At 35.0% G+C, this 17,070-nt stretch carries 19 protein-coding genes; all 19 read left to right on the top strand.

The features are described 5' to 3' along the window. Positions 1–24: 24 nt before the first annotated feature. The 19 genes from LD272_RS02210 (at position 25) to LD272_RS02120 (ending at position 17,061) form a co-directional block, all read left to right on the top strand. A complete protein-coding gene (locus tag LD272_RS02210) occupies positions 25–1,383 on the top strand; it encodes a flagellar hook-length control protein FliK (protein ID WP_226034944.1) in 1,359 nt (452 codons plus the stop codon). A gap of 9 nt (positions 1,384–1,392) precedes the next feature. Continuing rightward, a complete protein-coding gene (gene flgD, locus LD272_RS02205; RefSeq protein ID WP_226034943.1) occupies positions 1,393–1,830 on the top strand; it encodes a flagellar hook assembly protein FlgD in 438 nt (145 codons plus the stop codon). Between the two features lie 17 nt (positions 1,831–1,847). Further along, positions 1,848–2,219 (top strand): TIGR02530 family flagellar biosynthesis protein, encoded by a 372-nt coding sequence (locus LD272_RS02200; RefSeq protein WP_255639600.1) that lies wholly within the window; start codon positions 1,848–1,850, stop codon positions 2,217–2,219. Between the two features lie 79 nt (positions 2,220–2,298). After that, positions 2,299–3,183 carry a flagellar basal body rod protein FlgG gene (flgG, locus tag LD272_RS02195; RefSeq protein WP_226034942.1) on the top strand — a complete coding sequence of 295 codons (885 nt, stop codon included), beginning with the start codon at positions 2,299–2,301 and terminating at the stop codon, positions 3,181–3,183. Between the two features lie 45 nt (positions 3,184–3,228). Beyond that, positions 3,229–3,444, top strand: coding sequence for a flagellar FlbD family protein (locus tag LD272_RS02190; RefSeq protein ID WP_226034941.1), 216 nt, complete (start codon positions 3,229–3,231; stop codon positions 3,442–3,444). Beyond that, complete coding sequence (fliL, locus tag LD272_RS02185; RefSeq protein WP_226034940.1) at positions 3,441–3,863, top strand: flagellar basal body-associated protein FliL; 423 nt, start codon at positions 3,441–3,443, stop codon at positions 3,861–3,863. Before LD272_RS02190 ends, fliL begins: the two co-directional genes overlap by 4 nt. Positions 3,864–3,898: 35 nt before the next feature. After that, complete coding sequence (gene fliM, locus LD272_RS02180; RefSeq protein ID WP_226034939.1) at positions 3,899–4,900, top strand: flagellar motor switch protein FliM; 1,002 nt, start codon at positions 3,899–3,901, stop codon at positions 4,898–4,900. Then, a complete protein-coding gene (fliY, locus tag LD272_RS02175) occupies positions 4,890–6,044 on the top strand; it encodes a flagellar motor switch phosphatase FliY (protein WP_226034938.1) in 1,155 nt (384 codons plus the stop codon). The genes fliM and fliY overlap by 11 nt, the downstream gene beginning before the upstream one ends. A gap of 24 nt (positions 6,045–6,068) precedes the next feature. Next, positions 6,069–6,431 carry a response regulator gene (locus LD272_RS02170; protein WP_226034937.1) on the top strand — a complete coding sequence of 121 codons (363 nt, stop codon included), beginning with the start codon at positions 6,069–6,071 and terminating at the stop codon, positions 6,429–6,431. An 11-nt stretch (positions 6,432–6,442) separates the two neighbouring features. Then, positions 6,443–7,105 carry a flagellar biosynthetic protein FliO gene (gene fliO, locus LD272_RS02165; protein WP_226034936.1) on the top strand — a complete coding sequence of 221 codons (663 nt, stop codon included), beginning with the start codon at positions 6,443–6,445 and terminating at the stop codon, positions 7,103–7,105. After that, positions 7,098–7,763 carry a flagellar type III secretion system pore protein FliP gene (fliP, locus tag LD272_RS02160; protein ID WP_226034935.1) on the top strand — a complete coding sequence of 222 codons (666 nt, stop codon included), beginning with the start codon at positions 7,098–7,100 and terminating at the stop codon, positions 7,761–7,763. The genes fliO and fliP overlap by 8 nt, the downstream gene beginning before the upstream one ends. 18 nt (positions 7,764–7,781) lie before the next feature. After that, positions 7,782–8,051 (top strand): flagellar biosynthesis protein FliQ, encoded by a 270-nt coding sequence (gene fliQ / locus LD272_RS02155; RefSeq protein ID WP_226034934.1) that lies wholly within the window; start codon positions 7,782–7,784, stop codon positions 8,049–8,051. Positions 8,052–8,055: 4 nt separating this feature from the next. Beyond that, entirely contained in the window at positions 8,056–8,835 is a 780-nt protein-coding gene (gene fliR / locus LD272_RS02150) for a flagellar biosynthetic protein FliR (RefSeq protein WP_226034933.1), read from the top strand. After that, positions 8,835–9,914 (top strand): flagellar biosynthesis protein FlhB, encoded by a 1,080-nt coding sequence (flhB, locus tag LD272_RS02145; protein ID WP_226034932.1) that lies wholly within the window; start codon positions 8,835–8,837, stop codon positions 9,912–9,914. Before fliR ends, flhB begins: the two co-directional genes overlap by 1 nt. Positions 9,915–9,988: 74 nt before the next feature. Next, the gene (gene flhA, locus LD272_RS02140) at positions 9,989–11,968 is read left to right on the top strand and encodes a flagellar biosynthesis protein FlhA (RefSeq protein WP_439647373.1); all 1,980 of its coding nucleotides are present in this window, start codon (positions 9,989–9,991) and stop codon (positions 11,966–11,968) included. After that, complete coding sequence (flhF, locus tag LD272_RS02135) at positions 11,965–13,086, top strand: flagellar biosynthesis GTPase FlhF (protein WP_226034930.1); 1,122 nt, start codon at positions 11,965–11,967, stop codon at positions 13,084–13,086. Before flhA ends, flhF begins: the two co-directional genes overlap by 4 nt. Next, the gene (locus tag LD272_RS02130; RefSeq protein WP_226034929.1) at positions 13,079–13,942 is read left to right on the top strand and encodes a MinD/ParA family protein; all 864 of its coding nucleotides are present in this window, start codon (positions 13,079–13,081) and stop codon (positions 13,940–13,942) included. The genes flhF and LD272_RS02130 overlap by 8 nt, the downstream gene beginning before the upstream one ends. Positions 13,943–13,947: 5 nt before the next feature. Continuing rightward, positions 13,948–15,030, top strand: a complete 1,083-nt coding sequence (locus tag LD272_RS02125; protein WP_226034928.1) for a protein-glutamate methylesterase/protein-glutamine glutaminase — start codon at positions 13,948–13,950, stop codon at positions 15,028–15,030. 3 nt (positions 15,031–15,033) lie between these two features. Beyond that, complete coding sequence (locus tag LD272_RS02120) at positions 15,034–17,061, top strand: chemotaxis protein CheA (protein ID WP_226034927.1); 2,028 nt, start codon at positions 15,034–15,036, stop codon at positions 17,059–17,061. Positions 17,062–17,070: the final 9 nt, after the last annotated feature.

Genomic DNA, 17,070 nt, shown 5'->3' with positions numbered 1-17,070 from the left:
CAGCCTTGAAGGGGGGTGATAATAATGCAAGACGTTGGGTTGTTTTTAAATCAGCAAGCTCCAGTGAAATTGATTAGTAAAGTGACAAGTAAAACAGACAATGAAAAAGGCAACTTTTTTCAAGTGTTAGGTAATTTAATAAATCAAAAGAACGCGCTAACTACTGATGGAAAAAAGACGAGTGAATTACCTTTGTCTGAATCAGTAATTTTAGAGGACCCATTACTGGATACTGAGAAGTTAAGTGATGAACAGCTATCGCTTATTTCATTCTTAAAAAACATGCAGCAAAGTGATGTTGATAACCTAGAGATGGCACTGTCTAGCGAAGATGATCAGGAAACAGAAATTTTGGCTTTAGCACAAATGGCTGAACTAAATCTAATGGACGATCCGAATAAAGGAATTAATGTAAGTCATGTACCTTTCCAACTAACCAAATTGGGTGAGTTGACAAACGTATCTAGTAATGAAGTTAAGATTAATTTAGAAAATAAACAACTTCTGTTAGAAAAACTTTCTAATTTATGGAGTAAAGTAGAATCGCTTTTAAATCAATCGCAAAATGATAGTACAAAAAAGAACGAAGCACAGTTTTTGAAACTTCTTGAACAGTGGACTAGCATCGAGAAACAATTAGGAAATAATATACCGAATCAAAATTTAGAAAAAGTGACGCTAAAAGAAGGTAGTAAAGAACAAGCGATTTGGAGTCAATTACTTCAAACCTATCAAAAACGAACTAATTTACAATCTACAAGTAAGTATCAAACCAATTCAATGGTGACAAGTAGTGATATCGCAAAATGGCTAAAGGAAGCTTTATCGAAAGTTACTGATGATTCTTCTGTTAATCTGTCAAAATCTAGTTCACTTGATTCTCAATCAAGTCAAATGCCAATTTCTAAGATTGAACAATATGTTATTCACGTAAGTCAAGGTTCAAATCAGGAAGCTAAATCTGATAAACTAATGGACGAATTTCAAAGAATTATTACTTCTAGTAAGTTTTTAAACTCAGCTGATGGTAAACAGCTATCACTGAAATTAAGCCCAGCAAACTTAGGTGAAATGATGGTCAAATTCACACAAATTGATGGTGAAATGATGGTCAAGATTACAGTCACCTCACAGGCAGCTAAAGAAATGTTAGAGGGGAATATGAGTCAACTAAGGCACATGTTTGCTCCGCAACAAGTTGTAGTAGAGAAACAAGAAACACAATCAATGCAACAAGAACAATATCAATCAGAAAAACAAAAGGAGAATAACTCCTCCAAACAATCGAATGCTGATGATTCACACTCTAATCAGGAGGAACAAAAAGATAAATCCGATGATGGGGCAAGTTTTCATCAACTATTAATGAACGAGAAAGTGTAGGTGAACCCAATGAAGGTTGATCCGTCCTTATATCTGAACAACCAAACAAGAGGAACGACAAGCTCGGACCTTGGAAAAGATGAATTTATGAAGATATTGATGGCACAGCTACAAAATCAGGATCCGTTGAATCCGATGGAAGACAAAGAGTTTATCTCACAAATGGCAACTTTTTCATCACTTGAGCAAATGATGAATATGTCAAGTTCAATTACTAACCTTACAAACAATCTTTCCGTGTCCCCAGTTGTTCAATATAGTAATTTTATCGATAAAGAGGTAAGTTACTACCATTTGGACGAAAATACAGGCGAAAAGACGGAACTTGTTACTAGTTTAGTAAAATCTGTTAGCCAAAAAGAAGGTAACGCAATACTAGAGTTAGAAAATGGTGAGAAGGTTTATGCAGATGAAATTGAAAAAGTTAGTAGTACAACTGAAAAATAAAGGATGGTGAGAATGTTTTGGATCATCGAATTCAACAATTACATCATCAGGCATTACTTCCAAAAGTAAACAATCCTAACATTAACACCAAACAAACGACATCATTTAAAGATGCACTTACTGAAGCGCAAGGATTAAAAGTAAGTAAGCATGCGAACGAGCGACTTGCGCAAAGAAACATAATGATAAATGATTCGTTATGGAAAAAAATATCAGAAAAAGTAACGGAAGCAAATCAAAAAGGAATAACTGATTCATTAGTAGTTACAAACGAGGCAGCACTACTTGTAAGTGCAAAAAATAATACAGTTGTAACAGCGATGGATCGCAAAGAAGCAACAAGTAGAATTTTTACGAACATAAATGGAACGATCTTAATAGACGAATAGGCTGGACCCATAAGGGAAGCCTTCAAGCTGCCGATTGATTGACGCAGCTACATTATAAAAAAGTGGAAGGATGTTACTGATGTTACGTTCAATGTACGCTGGAATTTCAGGTATGAAAGGTTTTCAAAATAAGTTAGATGTCGTGGGAAATAATATTGCCAATGTTAATACTTCTGGATTTAAAAAAGGAAGAATTACATTTCAAGATATGATGAGCCAGACACTGTCTGGTGCGGAGGGACCAACTGCTACACGTGGAGGAATCAATCCCTCTCAAGTAGGGCTAGGATCTCAGGTTGGCTCAATTGATAATATCCATACTCAGGGTAACAGACAAACAACAAATAGAACGCTTGATCTAGCCTTAGAAGGCGACGGTATGTTTGTTTTAGGTCAAGACCTTGATAATCCAGATAATATCGATCTTGAAGCATCAAATATAAGCTTCACACGTTCAGGGAATTTCTATCTTGATAATGATGGTAATGTTGTAAATTCTGACGGGTTATATTTACTCGGCGAGGGAGCTACAAATGGTGCACTTAATGGCAACTTAAACAGAATTCAGATTCCAGAAACAGCTGAAAGCTTTAGCATTCAAGGAAATGGAACTGTAACTTATGTAGATGAGGATGGAAATACTCAAAATGCTGGTCAAATTAGACTTGCAAGTTTCTCTAATCCAGGTGGGCTACAAAAAACAGGCTCGAATAATTTTCAACTGACAAACAATGCTGGGGTATTTACAGACGGCGATAATAATTTTAACGGGATAAACGATCTTGTAATACCGGAGCAAGATGGTTCAGCATCAATTGTGTCAGGTGCACTAGAAATGTCGAATGTCGACTTAGCGGAGGAATTTACTGAAATGATTACTGCACAACGTGGTTTTCAAGCAAATACTAGGATTATCACGACATCTGATGAAATTCTTCAAGAACTAGTAAATCTTAAACGATAATATGAAGGAGGTGGGGAGCTTGGTCCTGCTAAGCTCCCTCCATTTATGATAAAAGTTACAAGATTAAATGGTGATACCTTTACACTAAATGCAATCTTTATCGAACAGGTACAATCATTTCCTGATACAACTATTTCATTAATAAATAATAAAAAAATCATTATTAAAGAATCTGAATCGGAAGTGAACCAACTAATAACCAACTATTATCAACGAATTGGGTTACAGGAATGTCTAAAAGAAATAGGTGATAGTGAATGAATCGTAAATTAGTGAAAATTCTTGTTTCTGTACTAATAGTACTAACAATCTTAGGAATTGTAGCCTTTGTAGTTATTCTAAATGTATCAGGAGAACAAAAAGACAGTAGTGAATTATCATTAGACGAAATGGTCGAATATTCTTTTACGACATCAGATATGAACACAGATTTAAAGGACGGCAGTTTTGTTAGAATCCAATTCCAAATTATAACTGACAGTAAAAAAGCAAAAGAAGAAATTCAAAAACGAGAGTTTCAGCTAAAAAATATCTTTATAAAAGAATCTGTTGAAATGGTAGAAAAAGATCTACAGTCAGGTTTAACTGGTTTAGAAGATAGAATGAAGAAGAAAATGAATGAGTTAATGCTAGAAGGTAATATAAAAGAAGTCTACGTTGTAGGTAAAATAATACAGTGAATTATTGATAGACTCCTAACTGGAGGTGGACGCAATTGGCAGAAGAAGTACTATCTCAAAATGAAATTGATGCTCTCTTATCGGCACTTTCTTCAGGAGAAATGGATGCAAATCAACTGAGACAGGAAGAAAAGGAAAAGAGAATTAGAGTATATGATTTTAAAAGAGCACTTCGATTTTCAAAAGATCAAATCAGAAGTATCTCTCGAATACATGAAAATTTCGCAAGACTATTGACAACATTTTTTTCAGCGCAATTAAGGACATATGTCCATATTTCTGTGGCTTCAGTGGATCAAGTCCCATATGAAGAGTTTATCCGTTCCGTGCCGACAATGACTATATTGAATATTTATAGTGTTGCCCCTTTAAATGGGAGAATTATCTTTGAATTTAATCCGAATATCGCTTATGCGATGATGGATAGAATGCTAGGTGGCAAAGGAAATAGTGTGAACAAAATTGAGACTCTTACTGAAATTGAGACCACATTAATGTCACAGTTGTTTGAAAAAGCACTAGATAATTTGCAAGAAGCATGGAGTTCGGTAGTGGATATTGATCCTATGCTAGAGGAATTTGAAGTGAATCCACAGTTTTTACAGTTAGTTTCTCCTAACGAAACAGTGGTGGTAGTCTCATTAAATACAACTATTGGAGAAAGCAGTGGAATGATTAATATTTGTATTCCTCATGTGGTGTTGGAACCAATTATTCCTAAGTTATCCGTCCATTATTGGATGCAAAACGAAAGTACGAAAGAAAGAAAACCACAGGAATATGAAAATCTAACAAATACGATCGAAAAAACTGTGGTTGATGTAAGTGTTCTGTTAGGTGAATCATCAATAAGCATGAATGAACTACTCCACTTAAATGAAAATGATGTAATACAACTTAATCAATCTATTGATAGTGCATTGAAATTAAAAATAGATAAACAACCTAAGTTTTACGTGCAACCTGGAAAAAGAAAAAATAAGCTAGCTGTACAAGTGATAGACGAAATAAATGGGGGGAATGATGATGATGAATGATGGAATGTTATCCCAAGATGAAATTGATGCATTACTTAAGAATACAGAAGATGAACCAAATGAAGACGTACCTAAAGAAACACCCCCAGTAGAAGGCTATTTATCACCATTAGAACAAGATGCGCTTGGCGAAATCGGTAACATATCTTTTGGAAGTTCAGCTACTACTCTATCAACATTATTAAATCAAAAAGTTGATATTACTACTCCAGAAACATCAATGATAAATCGTAGTCAATTAATAGAGGAGTTTCCCCAACCTCATGTAGGTGTTGAGGTAGAATATACTCAAGGTTTTTCAGGAATAAACCTATTTGTATTGAAGTCAAAAGATGCAGCAATCATAGCCGATTTAATGCTAGGTGGAGAAGGGAATCCCTCTTCTAATGAGTTAAATGATATTTCTTTAAGTGCTGTCCAAGAAGCAATGAACCAAATGATGGGAACTGCTGCTACTAGTATGTCAACTGTATTTAATAAGCGAGTTGATATATCGCCACCATCAATTAATGTCCTTGATGTTGAGGATGGAGAAAGTAATCAAAATCTACCGGCAGATGATGTTCTCGTTAAAGTATCTTTTCAACTAAAAATTGGTAATTTGATAGATTCTAATATTATGCAACTTTTACCAGTTCAGTTTGCAAAGGAATTAGTTTATGAACTACTAAATCCCGCTAGTGAGAATCAACCAATTCAAGAGAAAAAAGCAGAGAGTGTTGACTCTCAACCAGTAGAATATGCTCAACAAGAACAAAAACAACAATCAAGTCAAGTGTCAGAGCCTGATCCGAAGCATTTAGGAGAAACGATGCATACTAATGCATCCATTCAACAGGCGGAGTTCTCAAACTTCGAGAGTACTATCTTGCCTAGTAAAGAAAAGCGGAATCTAGATATGCTTCTTGATATCCCTTTAAAAGTGACTGTCGAGCTAGGAAGAACCAAGCGGACAGTAAAAGATGTATTGGAGTTATCTTCGGGTTCTATCATTGAGCTAGACAAATTAGCTGGAGAGCCTGTTGATATCCATGTTAATGATAAATTAATTGCAAAAGGTGAGGTAGTTGTTATTGATGAAAACTTTGGTGTGAGGGTAACTGATATTGTCAGTCAAACAGATAGACTTAAAAGATTAAAATAAACAATGATCGAAAGGAAGATTATTTTGGGGAATAAAATACTAATAGTAGACGACGCAGCTTTTATGAGAATGATGATTAAAGACATCTTAACAAAGAATGGATATGAGGTTGTAGGTGAAGCTCAGGACGGAGCGCAAGCGGTGGAAAAATATAAAGAGTTGTCCCCTGATCTTGTAACAATGGACATTACTATGCCTGAAATGGATGGAATAACAGCATTAAAGGAAATAAAGAAGATGACTCCAGACGCTAAAATTATAATGTGCTCTGCAATGGGGCAACAGGCTATGGTTATTGATGCTATTCAAGCTGGTGCAAAAGACTTTATTGTAAAACCATTTCAATCTGAACGAGTTATTGAAGCCATTCAAAAAGCTTTAGATTAATGGGTGTTCCTATGATAAAGAAAATAGTAGTCTTATTTAGCTTGGCTGGTTTCTTTTTATTTTTTGGCGTTAATCAAACAGGTTCTATATCGGCAATGGTGTCAGATTGCAAAGAAAGCTTAACAGATTGTGAACCTGAAACGAGTATTAATCTTGAAAATGAATCTGACATTACAGGTGATACCGAAGAAGAGTCAATTGGTTCTTCACCAAACTTATTTCTTGTATTACTACAATTAGTATTAGCTCTTGCTTTTATATTAGCACTTATTTATTTCTTACTAAAATTTATTAATGGAAAAAACAAGATGTTTCAAAAAGTTCGTACATTAGAAAACCTAGGTGGAATTCCACTTGGCTCTAGTAAATCAATACAAGTGGTCAAAGTAGGAGAGCGCGTGTATGTCCTAGGGGTAGGAGATAATGTGGAATTATTGTCAGAGGTTACTGATCAACAAACAAAGGAAGATTTACTCGCTAATGATTCAAGATCTGAATACAAACCGGGTAATTTTCTTGCTTCGATATGGAAAAGAAAAGATGCCAAGGAAAAAGATGATGAAAGTAAGGAAAATTTCACCCAATTATTTCAAAGTGAGCTAAGCAGGTTAGCACAAGGACGTAAGAAGCTAACTGATAGACATAAGAAAAAGGAAGACGATCATCATGAATGAATTCGTTGATATCTTTTCAAGTTCAGATCCTGCTGATGTCTCAAACTCTGTAAGGTTATTATTACTATTAACGGTATTTTCATTAGCACCAAGTATTTTAATACTAATGACAAGTTTCACCCGTATATTAATCGTACTTTCATTTGTCAGAACTTCGCTTGCTACACAGCAAATGCCACCAAATCAAGTACTTATTGGAATTGCATTATTTCTAACTTTTTTCATTATGGCTCCAACCTTTCATGAAATTAATGAAGAAGCATTAACACCTTTATTTGAAGAAGAAATTACTTTAGATGAGGCTTATGAAAGAGCCAGTATGCCTATTAAAGAGTTTATGGCAAAACATACTAGACAAAAGGATTTAGCTCTTTTTATCAATTATTCTCAAATGGAAGAGCCTGAAACGCTTCAGGAATTACCTTTAACAACCTTAGTTCCTGCTTTTGCAATTAGTGAGTTAAAAACAGCTTTTCAAATGGGTTTTATGATATTTGTTCCTTTTCTAGTAATTGATATGGCCGTAGCCAGTGTTCTAATGTCAATGGGTATGATGATGCTTCCTCCTGTTATGATTTCTTTACCGTTCAAAATTTTATTGTTTGTCTTGGTTGATGGATGGTATTTAATTTCACAATCTTTGTTACAGGGATTCTAGTGAGAGAGGAGACTCGGAATGAGTGGTGAATTTGTTGTATCACTAGCACGACAAGGAATATATACGATTTTAGTCGTGACTGGTCCACTATTACTTCTAGCACTAGTAGTAGGTTTATTAGTGAGTATTTTTCAGGCTACAACTCAAATACAAGAACAGACACTTGCTTTTATCCCGAAAATTGTTGCAGTACTTGTTGGTTTGGTATTTTTCGGTCCGTGGATGTTATCGAGAATGGTTGAGTTTGCAGCTAATATATTTCAAAATTTAAACCAGTTTGTAGGTTGAAAGAATGCTAGAAGCTATTAATTTATCAAGTGTACCGGCGTTTTTATTAATATTAATTCGTGTGACATCATTTTTTGTCACATTACCCATTTTTTCATATCGTAATGTACCAACTCATCTTAAAATTGGATTCGGTTTTTTTCTAACTTGGATTATGTTTTACACGATATCATTACCAGAGATACCATTAGACAGTATGTTTATTTTGCTGATTTTAAAAGAAGCGTTAGTAGGATTACTAATCGGATTACTTGCCTATATTGTTTTGTCAGCTATTCAAATTGCTGGAGGATTTATTGACTTTCAAATGGGTTTTGCAATTGCTAATGTTATTGATCCTCAAACAGGAGCTCAAAGTCCATTAATAGGACAGTATTTTTATACAATAGCTATGTTATTTTTATTGGCAGTTAATGGGCACCACCTTCTGATTGATGGAATTTTTTACAGCTACCAAACGATTCCAATTGATTCATTTATTCCATTTGGGGATGAACGAATAGCATACTTTGTTATCGACACATTTAATCAGATGTTTATCATCGCTTTTCAGATGGCTATTCCGGTTGTCGGTTGTTTATTTTTAGTTGATGTTGCATTAGGAATAATCGCTAGAACCGTACCTCAATTGAATGTGTTCGTAGTAGGTCTTCCTCTGAAAATCTTAGTGGCATTTGTAGCTCTATTTGTATCAATAGCTTTTTATGTGATGTTGTTTCAGCACTTATTTGAATTAATGCTACAATCCATGCGGGGGCTAATGGAACTATTTGGGGGTGCCTAATGTATCTTAAGTTGGATTTACAATTTTTTGCAGGAGAGAAAACCGAAAGAGCAACACCAAAGAAACGGCAGGACTCTCGTAAAAAAGGACAAGTTGCTAAGAGCCAAGATGTTAATACAGCAATATTATTATTTTTTGTTTTTGTATTATTTATTGTTATTGGTGACTATTTAAAAAACATTATGATGGGCATGTACCAAAAGACATTTACAGAATACATCAATTGGAACGTGACACAAAATAATATACATCAAGTTTTCACAGAGACAACGATAGAAATGAGTAAAGGGCTAGCACCAATTATGGGGATTGCTATTGTTGCGGGCTTAGCATCAAATTTTATGCAAATCGGCTTTTTATTTACAGGTGACCCGCTGAAACTTAAGCTCAGTAAAATCAACCCGATTGAAGGAGCAAAAAGAATTTTCTCTGCTAGAGCGCTAGTTGAGATGGTTAAATCAATACTTAAGATTGTGGTTGTGGGAACGATTACGTTCTCGATTCTTTGGATTCGTAGGAATGAGATGCTGATGCTAGGTGGAAAGGATGTAACTGCTTCATTAGCGTTTTTTGGTGATACAACGGTCTTAATGGGAATTGCTTCCTCTATTGCTCTATTAATCATATCTGTAATTGATTATACCTATCAGAAATATGACTTCGAAAAAAATATCCGCATGTCAAAAAATGATGTAAAAGATGAATACAAAAATATTGAAGGAAATCCGCTAATTAAGTCGAAAATTAAAGAAAAGCAACGACAAATGGCGATGAGAAGAATGATGAGTGAAATACCTCAAGCAGACGTAGTCATTACTAATCCAACCCATTTCGCTATTGCAGTTAAGTACGATGAAAAGAAGTCCGATGCTCCTTATGTTGTTGCTAAAGGTGTCGATTATGTAGCTTTTAAAATTAGAGAAGTTGCAAATGCCAATAAAGTAATGCTTGTTGAGAATCGACCTTTAGCAAGAGCATTATATGAAGATGTTGAAATAGGTGATGTTATTGGTGAGGAATACTTCCAAGCTGTAGCCGAGATATTAGCTTATGTGTACAAACTAGAAAAAAAAGTTTAATCGTGTAACAAGGAGTGGAAACTGTGAAAACAAAAGACTTAACAGTATTATTAGGTGTTATTTTAATTATTATTATGTTAGTCATCCCTTTACCAGGATGGCTGTTAAGTGTGTTAATACTTGTCAATATTTCATTAGCTCTCCTTGTGATTTTAGTATCAATGAACACAACAGACGCGCTTCAGTTTTCGATCTTCCCCTCCCTTCTACTATTACTAACCTTATTTAGGCTAGGTCTTAACGTTTCCACAACTCGTTCGATACTGTCCAACGCAGAGGCAGGTGGAGTAGTAGAAACGTTTGGTACGTTTGTTATCGGCGATAATCCACTTGTCGGTTTTGTAGTATTTACAATTCTCGTGATTATTCAATTTTTGGTTATTACTAAAGGTAGTGAGCGTGTCTCTGAAGTTGCAGCAAGGTTTACCCTTGATGCAATGCCAGGGAAACAAATGAGCATTGATGCGGATTTAAATGCTGGAATGATTAATGAGTATCAAGCGAAAGAACGTAGAGAAAAAGTAGAGAATGAAGCGGACTTTTATGGTGCAATGGATGGTGCTACTAAATTCGTCAAAGGTGATGCGATTGCAGGTATCATCATTGTACTTATTAATATTGTCTTTGGATTAATTATTGGCATGATGCAAATGGATATGAGTTTTGGCGAAGCGGTAAATACTTATATGCAGTTAACTGTTGGTGATGGATTGGTAAGTCAAATACCCGCATTACTTATTTCTACTGCAACTGGTATAGTAGTTACCCGTGTGGCGAGTGAAGCTAATTTAGGAACAAATGTTACAGAACAACTATTAAGGTATCCTAATCTGTTATATATTGCTGCTGGAACAATCTTTCTACTTGGATTCACACCAATTAATTTTTTCTTAACACTGTCAATTGCACTAATATTAGCGATTGGAGCTTATATGTTATCTATACCTGTTAAAGAAGTCGAACCAGATACAAATGAAGAAGAACAGGCTCAAAGCGATCAAATGAAGTCGCCAGAAAACGTTGTTGGTTTGCTCAGCATGGATCCAGTCGAGTTCGAATTTGGTTATGCGTTAATTCCTTTAGCAGACACAAGTCAAGGTGGTGACCTGTTAGATCGGATTGTCATGATTCGGAGGCAATTAGCGATTGAACTAGGTATTGTTATTCCAGTTGTGAGAATTAGAGATAATATCCAATTAAATCCAAACGAATATCGGTTAAAAGTTAAGGGTAATGAGGTAGCTAAGGGCGAATTATTATTAGATCATTATCTAGCAATGAGCCCTGGTGTAGAAGATGATAGTATTGAAGGTATAGATACAAAAGAGCCAGCATTCGGCTTACCAGCTAAATGGATTAGTGAGGAATTAAAGGATGAAGCAGAATTGTCTGGATACACTGTAGTTGATCCACCATCGGTTGTGTCAACACATATTACAGAGGTTATTAAAAAGAATGCGCATCTGTTGTTAGGTAGACAAGAAACAAAGCAATTAATTGATCATTTAAAGGAAACCTATCCAATTTTAGTAGAAGAAGTTACGCCTGAGCCACTTGCTACTGGTGATGTCCAAAAGGTTTTAGCTAAGCTGTTGCGTGAGGGTATATCTATCCGTAACTTACCTATCATCTTTGAAACACTTGCTGATTTTGGGAAAATGACTACCGATACAGATTTACTAACGGAATATGTTAGACAGTCATTAGCTTCGCAAATTACTAAACAATATGTTCAAGCTGAAAACTCATTAAAAGTGATTACTATTTCAGGAGAAGTAGAGGGTATGATTTCTGAGCATATCCATCAGACGGAACACGGGAGTTATTTAGCGCTTGATCCAGAGTCTCAACAATTAATTATACGTTCTGTTACTGAGAAAGTAGAACAATTGGCCCTACAAGAAGAAACAGCTATTATTTTATGTTCTCCAGCTATCAGGATGTATGTCAAGCAGTTACTCGAGCGGTTCTTTCCTAATGTTGTTGTCTTATCATATAACGAATTAGAACCTAATCTTGAAGTTCAAAGCGTTGGGGTGGTGAATGTAGCATGAAGGTAAAAAAAATTGTTGCACCTACTATGCCGGAGGCAATGAGTAAAATCCGTAAAGAACTAGGTGCAGACGCTGTAATTTTAAACTCTAAAGTGATTTATTTAGGAGGATTTCTTGGGCTATTCAAAAAGAAAAATATTGAAGTAATTGCCGCACTTGATCCAAAGCCACAAAAACCAATTAAAGATAAGCAACCATTTAACAACAATAAATACCAGATGGAGAAAGAGCCATACAATAAGGAAATAAACAACAATAATCATGTTTTAGATGAGATAAAAGGCTTAAAGAAATGGATGGAAAAGAACGCGGTTTTAACTCAACCTTCTTATCCGGAAGTATATCAAGAATTATATGATTTACTGATTGATCAAGAGATTACACCTGACACTGCAAAAAAACTAATCAACGAAGCAAGTAAAAACAGTGATGGTGAAGTGGATTTTAGTAAAGCGAAAAAAGATTTAATTATTGAAATTAAAAAGAGTATGAAAGAAGAAGACTTTGGAGGTATCCACTATGATAAAAAAATTGTTCATTTAGTGGGGCCTACTGGTGTAGGAAAAACAACTACACTTGCTAAGATTGCGGCAAATAGTGTTCTAAAAGACAATAAAAAAGTTGCCTTTATTACTACTGACACTTATCGAATTGCAGCTATAGATCAGTTGAAAACCTACTCTAGGATTTTAGATATTCCACTTGAAATAGCATACACATTGGAGGATTATGGAAAAGCTAGAGAGCGCTTTAAGGATTATGATTTAATTTTAGTGGATACTGCTGGGCGGAATTTTAGAGATGAGAAATATATCAAGGAACTTGGTAAAATAGTAGATTTTAACGAAGATCTAGATACTTATTTAGTTTTATCGCTTACAACAAGAACAAGTGACCTAGAGCATATATTTTATCAATTTAAAAATGTGCCAATTAAGCAATTAATTTTCACTAAAAAAGATGAAACAAACACCTATGGTTCGATATTAAATTTATGCTTAACAAATGATATGGGAGTAGCCTATATTACTGATGGTCAAGATGTACCTGATGACATAAAGGAAACATCCATTAACAAAATTTGTGAGATGATAGTTGGTGAAAGTGCTGATGAATGATCAAGCTGCTAAACTAAGAAAAAAGGTAGAAATGTTAAGAGCATATAGACAAGCAAAGACAATAGCGATTGTTAGTGGTAAAGGTGGTGTAGGAAAGTCTAATTTTGCACTTAATTTTTCTCTTAGCCTAACAAAAAAACGTAAGAAAGTATTGATATTTGATATGGACATTGGTATGGGAAATATCGATATATTACTAGGGCTTACTCCAAAATATTCGATAGTTGATATGTTTGAAGAACATTTATCTATCGATGATGTAATCGAATCTGGACCTAATTCGTTATCTTATATAGCTGCTGGATCGGGTTTAGCTGATATTTTTACAATGGATGAAGAAAAATTTGATTATTTCCTTAACGAGTTAGAAGGTTTAGTGAATAGTTATGATTATATTATTTTTGATATGGGTGCTGGGGTTTCAGAGGCAACATTTTATTATATGTTAGCAGTAGATGAATGTATTGTTATAACTACGCCCGAGCCAACAAGTTTAACTGACGCCTATGCAATGATAAAACACGTATCATATAAAAGCGCTGAGCTGCCAATATCTTTATTAGTAAATCGAGCACAAAGTCAAAAAAGTGGTCAAAAAACAATGGAAAGATTACAACAAGTGGTCTTAAAATTTTTAGAGAAGGAAATTTCACCTCTTGGTGTCTTACCAGATGATAAAACAGTCATAAGAGCTGTTAGTAGTCAAACGCCTTTTTTAACCTATGATCCAAATGCACTTGTATCAGTAGCAATCAACCAAATCGTTGATCAGTATGTTAACGATAGGATAGATATTGAAAAGAAAGTTCCTATCTCTTTTATAAAAAAGCTTAAAAACTTCATAAAGGAACGATAACAGACATGGATAAAATTAAAGTTTTAGTAGTAGATGACTCAGCTTTTATGAGAAAAATGATCTCAGATATATTGAATTCAAATCCGGGAATTATCGTAGTAGGTACTGCAAGGAATGGTGAGGATGCACTTATTAAAATAATGGAAGTGTCTCCGGATGTAATTACGCTGGATGTAGAAATGCCGATTATGGATGGTATTTCCACACTCAAACAAATTATGCTAGAGATGCCGATTCCAGTCGTCATGTTATCTAGTCTAACATTAGAAGGCGCCGAAAAAACAATTGAAGCGATGTCTATAGGTGCTGTTGATTTCATCGCTAAGCCTTCTGGTTCAATTTCACTTGATATAGAAAGAATTAAAGAAGAAATCGTTAACAAGGTTATGATTGCTGCAGAGGTAACTATAGAGAAACATAAAATAAGTATTAAGAAACCGACTTATCAAAAGAGTACAAATCACAAGTTATCGAATGAAATTTCTACCACAAGTGGGTCGGGTAAAATGATTGTAGCGATTGGAACATCAACGGGAGGACCTAGAGCGCTCCAGGGAGTGCTAACAAATCTACCTGAGAATTTTTCAGCACCAATTCTAGTTGTTCAGCATATGCCAGCTGGTTTTACAAAATCCTTAGCCAATAGACTCAATTCACTAGCTAAGATACATATAAAAGAAGCAGTTGACGGAGAATTTCTCTTAAAAGGAACTGCATACATAGCGCCTGGTGGTTATCATTTAAAAGCGAAGCAAGTCGGGAGATCATTAGTTGCACATGTTTCACAGGCCGAACCAGTAAATGGACACCAACCATCTGTAGATGTGCTTTTTGAGTCACTAGCAAATCAACAATTGTACCAAGTATGTGCAGTCATAATGACAGGTATGGGATCAGATGGTTCAAAAGCCTTAAAAACTTTAAAAAACATCAAACCTAATACCATGATTATCGCAGAAGCAGAGCAAACTGCCATTGTCTTTGGCATGCCAAATGCAGCTATTAAAACAAATTTAGTAGATTTTATAGAAGAACTAGAAAATATTGGGGACTTACTTGTTAGCAAAATAAAAACCCGGGAGAGATGAATCATGGAATTGAATGAATATCTTGAGGTATTTATCGAAGAAAGTAAAGAGCATATCCAATCCTTGAACGATCATCTGTTACTACTTGAAAAAAATCCATCCAATATGGATACAGTCAGTGAGATATTTAGGTCAGCACATACATTGAAGGGTATGTCTGCTACTATGGGATATCAAGATCTAGCTAATTTAACACATAAAATGGAAAATGTCCTGGATGAAGTTCGTAATAAAAACCTTGTAATTGATCCCAATATTTTAGATGTTGTTCTAGATGCTGTAGACCAATTAGAGGCAATGGTAATAGATATAGCAAATGGTGGGGATGGCACTCGGGATGTCCAATCGATAGTAAATAAACTAAATTCGATTGAAAAAAGAGAGGTAATTGTACAAGATGATTCTACAAAGAAAGTTGAATCTAATAACGGAGGTTCAACGGCTACTATTATAAATGGTCTAGATGAATTCGAAATTACATTACTTCAAGAATCAGAAGAAAAAAATCACTCCAACTTACAAATCGATATTAAACTCAGAGAGGATTGCTTATTAAAAGCGGCTCGAGTTTACATGGTATTCGACGTGTTAGAGAAAATTGGTGAAGTGATTAAGTCTTATCCACAAGTAACTGACCTTGAAGAAGAGAATTTTGAATTAGACTTTTCAGTTTTAGTGGTTACAACAGAACAATCTGACCAAATAAAGCAAAAGGTGATGAAAGTTTCAGAGATAGATAACGTTACAATTATTCCCTTCACTGTCGATGATATATTGCAACAGCAACCAATTAATTCAGAGGTAGAACAAACTGTGATTGAGGTGGCTTCTACTGTTGAAGAATCAAATAAAGTGAGTCAGAGTAATAGTAAAGCGGTAATCAGTAATAAAACAATACGAGTGAACATTGACCGTTTGGATGCCCTTATGAATCTATTTGAAGAACTCGTAATCGATCGAGGTAGGTTAGAACAAATCTCTGCAAACTTAAAAAATGCTGAATTAGTCGAAACAGTTGAACGCATGACCAGAATTTCTGGGGACTTACAGTCAATTATATTAAATATGCGAATGGTACCTATCGATCAAGTATTTAATAGATTCCCACGTATGGTCAGACAATTAGCTAGAGACTTAGGTAAACAGATACATTTAGAAGTAGATGGAGCTGATACAGAATTAGATCGAACCGTTATTGATGAGATTGGTGATCCGTTAGTTCATCTAATTAGAAATGCTATTGACCATGGTATTGAGTTACCGTCTGACAGGGTAGAGAAGGGTAAACCAGCAGAAGGTCTACTAAAGTTAAACGCTTATCATAGCGGTAATCATGTGTTTATAGAAATATCAGATAACGGCGCAGGTATTGACAGAGAAAAAGTAATTAGAAAAGCGATATCAAATCAGGTAATAACACACGAACAAGCGAAATCGCTAACTGATAGTCAAGTATATCAACTAGTTTTAGAAAGTGGGTTTTCTACTGCTGAAACTATTTCAGATGTTTCAGGACGTGGTGTGGGATTAGATGTAGTTAAAAATACAATTGAATCGTTGGGTGGAAATATATCGATAGAATCAGAACTAGGTAAGGGTTCCGTTTTTGCTATTCAATTGCCTTTAACACTATCGATAATTTCTGTTCTGTTAGTTGAAGTAGGAAAGGAAAAATATGCAATACCTTTATCGTCTATTATCGAAACAGCAATTGTCAGTAAGTCAGAGACCTTCAATGCCCATAATAAAACAGTTATTGATTTTAGAGGAAAAGTTGTACCTTTAGTCTCTCTAAAGGAAGTGTTTAATGTATCTAGTTCACTTGAAGAGGATGAATTACACTCAATTGTTATTATTAGAAAAGGCGAAAAAATGTCAGGGTTAATTGTTGATAGGTTTATTGGCCAACAAGAAGTCGTGCTTAAATCGCTTGGAGACTACCTATCAAATGTTTTTGCAATCTCGGGAGCAACTATTCTTGGCGATGGTCAAGTTGCACTAATTATCGATCCGAATTCTCTAATTAAATAATGGGGGGCA

It is taken from the genome of Aquibacillus saliphilus (assembly GCF_020404745.1).
In the GTDB taxonomy this organism is placed as follows: Bacteria; Bacillota; Bacilli; order Bacillales; family Amphibacillaceae; genus Aquibacillus; species Aquibacillus saliphilus.
This window is presented reverse-complemented; position numbering and strand designations above follow the sequence as displayed.

Coding starts and splice junctions, on each gene's coding strand:
- flgD (WP_226034943.1), top strand. CDS start 1,393: ATGAAGGTTGATCCGTCCTTATATCTGAACAACCAAACAAGAGGAACG.
- flhB (WP_226034932.1), top strand. CDS start 8,835: ATGTATCTTAAGTTGGATTTACAATTTTTTGCAGGAGAGAAAACCGAA.
- LD272_RS02125 (WP_226034928.1), top strand. CDS start 13,948: ATGGATAAAATTAAAGTTTTAGTAGTAGATGACTCAGCTTTTATGAGA.
- LD272_RS02210 (WP_226034944.1), top strand. CDS start 25: ATGCAAGACGTTGGGTTGTTTTTAAATCAGCAAGCTCCAGTGAAATTG.
- LD272_RS02120 (WP_226034927.1), top strand. CDS start 15,034: ATGGAATTGAATGAATATCTTGAGGTATTTATCGAAGAAAGTAAAGAG.
- fliQ (WP_226034934.1), top strand. CDS start 7,782: ATGAGTGGTGAATTTGTTGTATCACTAGCACGACAAGGAATATATACG.
- fliY (WP_226034938.1), top strand. CDS start 4,890: ATGATGAATGATGGAATGTTATCCCAAGATGAAATTGATGCATTACTT.
- flhA (WP_439647373.1), top strand. CDS start 9,989: ATGTTAGTCATCCCTTTACCAGGATGGCTGTTAAGTGTGTTAATACTT.
- flgG (WP_226034942.1), top strand. CDS start 2,299: ATGTTACGTTCAATGTACGCTGGAATTTCAGGTATGAAAGGTTTTCAA.
- flhF (WP_226034930.1), top strand. CDS start 11,965: ATGAAGGTAAAAAAAATTGTTGCACCTACTATGCCGGAGGCAATGAGT.
- fliL (WP_226034940.1), top strand. CDS start 3,441: ATGAATCGTAAATTAGTGAAAATTCTTGTTTCTGTACTAATAGTACTA.
- fliO (WP_226034936.1), top strand. CDS start 6,443: ATGATAAAGAAAATAGTAGTCTTATTTAGCTTGGCTGGTTTCTTTTTA.
- LD272_RS02190 (WP_226034941.1), top strand. CDS start 3,229: ATGATAAAAGTTACAAGATTAAATGGTGATACCTTTACACTAAATGCA.
- fliR (WP_226034933.1), top strand. CDS start 8,056: ATGCTAGAAGCTATTAATTTATCAAGTGTACCGGCGTTTTTATTAATA.
- LD272_RS02130 (WP_226034929.1), top strand. CDS start 13,079: ATGAATGATCAAGCTGCTAAACTAAGAAAAAAGGTAGAAATGTTAAGA.
- fliP (WP_226034935.1), top strand. CDS start 7,098: ATGAATGAATTCGTTGATATCTTTTCAAGTTCAGATCCTGCTGATGTC.